6 protein-coding genes and 1 pseudogene are annotated in these 5,277 nt (G+C 58.1%); 6 read left to right on the top strand and 1 reads right to left on the bottom strand.

What is annotated here, in order from left to right:
- The first annotated feature begins 365 nt into the window (after positions 1-365).
- Positions 366-629, top strand: a complete 264-nt coding sequence (locus CQ14_RS01865) for a hypothetical protein (protein ID WP_057856245.1) — start codon at positions 366-368, stop codon at positions 627-629.
- Positions 630-683: 54 nt separating this feature from the next.
- Here the strand turns inward: CQ14_RS01865 and CQ14_RS01860 are convergent, their stop codons facing one another.
- Entirely contained in the window at positions 684-1,031 is a 348-nt protein-coding gene (locus CQ14_RS01860) for a hypothetical protein (RefSeq protein WP_057856244.1), read from the bottom strand.
- Between the two features lie 472 nt (positions 1,032-1,503).
- Between CQ14_RS01860 and CQ14_RS45505 the strand changes: the two genes are divergently transcribed.
- From CQ14_RS45505 to CQ14_RS48005, 5 genes and pseudogenes are all read left to right on the top strand, one after another.
- Positions 1,504-1,719 carry a hypothetical protein gene (locus CQ14_RS45505; RefSeq protein ID WP_245320119.1) on the top strand — a complete coding sequence of 72 codons (216 nt, stop codon included), beginning with the start codon at positions 1,504-1,506 and terminating at the stop codon, positions 1,717-1,719.
- Between the two features lie 132 nt (positions 1,720-1,851).
- Entirely contained in the window at positions 1,852-2,868 is a 1,017-nt protein-coding gene (locus tag CQ14_RS01850; RefSeq protein WP_057856242.1) for a hypothetical protein, read from the top strand.
- Between the two features lie 1,048 nt (positions 2,869-3,916).
- Positions 3,917-4,012 (top strand): annotated as a pseudogene (locus CQ14_RS48010) (PEPxxWA-CTERM sorting domain-containing protein); the annotation flags it as partial.
- Positions 4,013-4,637: 625 nt separating this feature from the next.
- A complete protein-coding gene (locus CQ14_RS01840; protein ID WP_057856240.1) occupies positions 4,638-4,820 on the top strand; it encodes a hypothetical protein in 183 nt (60 codons plus the stop codon).
- 300 nt (positions 4,821-5,120) lie between these two features.
- The coding region (locus CQ14_RS48005; protein WP_430650129.1) for a hypothetical protein at positions 5,121-5,277 on the top strand (157 nt) is incomplete at its 3' end.

The raw sequence follows: 5,277 nt of genomic DNA, 5'->3' as shown, positions 1-5,277 counted from the left end.
TTCCGATGGAAAGCTGATAACCGATGCCCCCTGCCACGCTGGACAGCAGGATCACAAAGGCATCTGCGGTCGATAAGAGATAGGGGACGGCGTTGCTGGAGAAACGAGTCGGAGGACCGCCAGCGGATTGGTCGAGTTGGCCCACTTTGTTGCCGATATCCGCTCCAACCGACATGAGAAAATGCCCGCGCAGTATTACTGGTACCAACCGCCCGATTACCGGCCAGCGCCTTTAAATCCGGCAGACCTTCACAGGCCCCGGTAACTCTTCGTTAATACCGGTGACCATACACTTGGCCGGAGTGCAACGCAACATTTAATCAGTTTGAATGCGCCTTTAACCGTTTAACGGAGCGAGTTGACAAATGTTGCCCATTGTCGCCTGCGGTGCCGGCATCTATGTGGGCCTTCATTTTAATATACTGGCGCTGCTTCCGCTCTCTGTACTGGGTGCCGGCGCGTATATCGTCTCGGCCTGGGCCAACGGCCAAGATTTGCTCGACAGTATAGTCGTGGTGCTGCTTCCAATACTCACCGTTCAGGTGGGGTATTTTCTAGGGCTGACCAGTCGGCCGGCATATTTCCATTTGCGATCCCGGCTCAATATTCGGCACTCAGAGCGGGTATAATTTCCGGACCGCGATTTAAGGGCGGATTATTCGTATTTTCTGCGGCAGGCGGACCTATTGCGCCTTGCCGGCGAAATACTGGTTGAAGGCTTCCCGAACGGCGTTCAGGCCACCCAACTGACGATCGAGTTCCTGCGTGCGCTTTTCGCCGGTCGCCATCTGCTGTTCATATTCCTTGATCCTGGCCGCGTCCTTGGCATCGCGCGTCAGATATTCATCGTAGTCGGTGCCGGTGGCAAAGGCAGCCTGGTCGCGTGCCGCATCGACGCGCGCCCGTAAGGCATCCCTCTCCTTCTCGATTGAAGCGACCGCGGCCTCGATCGCCGCCGAAATCGAGCCGAGCCGTTCGCGGTCGGTCTGAGCATCGCGCTCTGCGGAACGAACCTTGAAAGCCCGTGCCATATCGAGTCTCCTTAGGCTTAACCGGTTTCGCCGCACTGCTTGCCGGACCGGCAGACCGCTAGACCAACGTTGGAAAAGAAAGTTGTGTGCAGCCTAGCGAACTGACGCCCAATCAACAACGTTGCTTTTTCCGGGAAAGACGAAAGGCTAGATTCCCGGATGATTCGGATTTTCCGGATTAGCGACCAGCGTACCAGCGTGTAGGATTGCCAAGCATATGCCGAGGTGACGACCGGACCGAAGCAAGATGAGATTTCGAGACACGTTGAAATTTGCTCTCGAACTGTTCGTGCCTGAAAGGCTCATGCACCCAGGCGGAAGCCTCGCGTCCGATCCGAAGCAGGAAGCCTTGCAAGACGCCGCGCCAACGGCCGCGGAACACGCACCGAACGGAAAGGCCCGCCGGATCATCGAAGCGCTGGACCATGGAAAATTTGGTGGCCCCTCGTTTGGTCCGCAAACGATCGAACTGATGTCGAAAGCCCTGGAGGATGCCGAGGCTTCGTTGCCGCAACCGGCATCGGACCAGCAGCTTCGCTTGATCGCCGCGACCATTCTGGAGGTAGCCGGCGACGGCGAGCGCGATCCGATCCGGCTGAAGACGGCGGCACTGTCCGCCCTCGAGCCGGACGTTGGCGAAGCCGATAGAACGCCGCCACCGACGACTGACAGCGAGCGCTCGCCGTAAAGGCTGGCCAGGCAGACCGCTGGTCCTGCGCCTGTTTAGGGCGAGTGATTTGCCACTCAAGCGGCTGGCAAGCTATAAGCTGACCGGGCGGCTGCCTGAGCGTCTCGCCCGCTCAGCCTGGGGACAATCAAAGTGGTTCATCGTGAAGCTCCTAAATCGATCCTGGTTCACGTGCTTTTTGGACTGAGGAAACTTCTGGGCGTTGCAACTTTTGCCCTGATCGTCGTTCTGCTCGGCCCGAAGCTGTTTGTCCTGTTCGACAACCCGAAGAACGCAACGATCCCGGCGAAGCTGTTCGAGGCGCGCGAATATATTCTTAGTAAATCGGTACCGGTGCTGCATCGCTATGTGCCGACCAACATTGCCGGCAGCGATCGCTCCGACTGGATTCTGATCGGTCTCGCCATCGTCGTTACCATTTTTTCCGGCGCCGTCGCCCAGCGCTCGCAGACCGCGCAGAACCGGCGGCTGCTGCGAAAGTCGGCTCAGGCCTGGCGCCGGAAAGAGGGCGTCAAGCCGGGCTCCAGGCTCGACGCCGAACTGGAAACGACGCTGCGAATGGCGGAAAGCGGCAAGGCCGTGAACCGTCAGGAGCTGTTGCGGGTATTCGCTGAAACCAAGAAGAAGCTCGATACGTTCGGCCGCGAAGTGGCCTTCCTTGCCATCGACGTGGTCGGCTCCGCGGGGATGAAGGCCGGCGAGGATCCCGCTTCCATTCAATATGACTTCGAGGAGTATCGAAAGCTCGTCGAGCGCATCTTCCGCGCCAGAGGCGTGTTGAAAACGGCATGGACGCCCGATGGCGTGATGGCATGCTTTGCCCATGTGGAGGACGCTTGCCAGTCAGGCAAGGACGTCATCAAAAGTCTCAAGGTGTTCAACAGCGAAGTAAAGTTGTCGAAAGCCGATTTCGCCGTTCGCTGCGGCGTGAATGCGGGCCTGGTCTACTTCGACGATTCCACGCCACTCGAGACGATCTCGGACCGCGTCATCGACGTCGCCGGGCATATGCAGAAAAACGCCGAGCCGAACACTGTGCTGGTGGCGCGCAAGATCATCGAGCCGTTACGTCAGCTCGAGGAGTTCACCCACACCTCGCAAGTCATCGACGGCTACGAGGCCAGCGTCTGGCGGGACAAGGCGGCCTGAGAGAAGTCGGAAGCCGATACTGGCGAAGCCCACAAATCATCATCGCCCCGCCTGGGCGGCCTCGAGGCCGCCCGATGGCCGCGCAATAGAAGCGCCTTCGCGCCTAATCGCCACCGCCCGCGATTTAAATTGAAGTCCCGCCTCGTAAAGACGTTCTTTCGTGGCGCGTACATCGGCGCTGACCGAATGCGATGGATGAGAGCCCGGAAATACCGACGGGAAAGGTGCGCGCAGCGCATCGCTCGACCAAGGGCTAGACGATCGACACCAACAGCATCATTAAAAATACATTAACGTGTCATATTAAAACACTAGACCGGTTGGGGGCTGGCAAACTCCGAACAAGAACTTAGGCCCAGCCTCGGGATGCAGTCATCTACCGAGCCGTAGCGGGCCGTTAAGCGTTCGCCGCAGGTTCTCAACTGGAGCATACTTAAATGGTTGGCACGATCGCCAAGCTGTCTTGCGCTGTTCTTCTTGTTGTATCCACCGTGCCGGCCAAAGCTGTCGAGGTGATCACGAACGGCAACTTTGAATCGGGTCTTACGGGCTGGACCGGGTTTGCCACTGCAAACGGTACAATCTCGCAAATTCCGGGCTATGCGGGTGGGACCCGCGATCTCCCTGCGATCAAATCCTTCAACGTATCGGGATCCGGCGCGTCGAACGCGTTGGCCCTGAACGCGGGAGCTNAACCCTTCCAGCCCGACCCTGGAAGGTGGCGGTGTTACCCAGACCTTTACCANCCACGGGCGGCACGGCGACGTTCTCTGCCGACATTGCAAACAATTGGCTGAGCGCAAGCGGTAGCATTGCAAGCATCGGCCTGTTTAGCGTGTTCCTCGACGGCCAGTTGATGGACAGCCATGATTTCGGCATCGTCACCGCAAATTCCCAGGGGTGGACGTTCCGCGACACGCTCGGCTTCACGACGACGCTGTCGGCGGGTCAGCATACGCTATCGTTGCAAGTGACGCGCCGCTTCGCTCCGGCTATCGGCGTTGACGCGGAATACTTCGATAACGTGTCGCTCAACGTGACGTCGGCCGTTCCGGAGCCATCGACCTGGGCGATGTTGATCCTTGGCTTCGCTGGGGTTGGTTTTATGGCTTATCGCCGTCGCAACGGCACGCTCGCGGCCTGACCAACGCTCCGATTGGATTGAGAAGCCGCCTTAGGGCGGCTTCTTTTTTTGCCACGCTGGACGCTGCACAGCACGCCACGCCCCGCCGCCAAGGTCACCGTCAGATAATGTGAAAATGGCCCCAGACTGGGGTTTTACGGGGTTAAGCTCCTAAAATCGCTTAAGACTTTCAGTTGCCCGCATTGACCGCCACAATATTATATTCTATCTTTAACCTTTAATTGTTTAATTCTGTTTCCAGCGGTGGCGGCCGTGGATACCAAACACAGTTCCGATTTGAGGCGATTGCGATACGCCCTCGAGGCCGTTTCAGCGGATTTGGACGCCATTGAACAACGGCCACACCCCTCCCTGCGCATGGCCGCGGAAAACCTCGAGGGAAGCCGGCGCGACGGGCTCGAGACATTCGTCAACCACTTTGTCTTCGCGGTGAAGAGCGGCGTCCTGCGGTAAACCACCGGCAGCCAGCCAAGCATCAATCCTTCCCACCGCCATCGCGCAAGCAGCGAAAATCCTCGGCAAGCCCATTTGTATGGCATGGCCCCGCCAGGCCATTATCGGTTTCCTTGAATGCGTTGAGACCCGACCAAGGGGCGGGTCCAGGCTGTTCGGTTGAGATCACCTTATGCCGGTCGATATTGTGAATACCTATCTGGAGGTTCAGCAGCTTCGCGAAGCTGTCCGCAAGGCGGAACTCGACCTCATGATTTCTCTCGCGCGTCCCCCGAGCACCAGGCGCGTGGATATCGGCGGCTCGCAGATGACCGATTCACAAATGCTTCTTTTAAAGCGGATCAGGATTAACTGATTGAGCTTGATGCGAGATCCGCCTCCATCGAACTCGGCCATTTTCAGCCGCCAAAAATCGCTTCCGGGTTGATGGTTAAACATCATACCCGGCGTGCGGACATTTACCATGCATCCAAGTCTCGCTCCGGATTTCCACGGCAATCTCCGAAAATCCATTTAAATCAATTGTCTAATTTAGGGGCGCGGGCTAAATTGCCGCCGATTTCTAATCGTGCGTCCGGGCAGGGATGATGGGACGGGGTATTTCGGTTGGTATTTCGTGTCGTGGGGACGATGCGATTTGTTTTGAAAGCAAGGTATGCATCACCCCCGCAGAGAGCATTTCAGCCACTCGACGCCCGTCCGCACCTTTGTCTTCGTGGTTGGCACCCGTCCCGAAGTCATCAAGGTGGCGCCGATCGTCCGCAGGCTGCGCGAAGCCGAATGGGCGGTCGTTCGGGTCGTGACATCCGGCC

It is taken from the genome of Bradyrhizobium lablabi (assembly GCF_001440475.1).
In the GTDB taxonomy this organism is placed as follows: Bacteria; Pseudomonadota; Alphaproteobacteria; order Rhizobiales; family Xanthobacteraceae; genus Bradyrhizobium; species Bradyrhizobium lablabi.
Note: the sequence above shows the minus strand (reverse complement) of the source record. Positions and strands in the feature narration are given on the sequence as shown.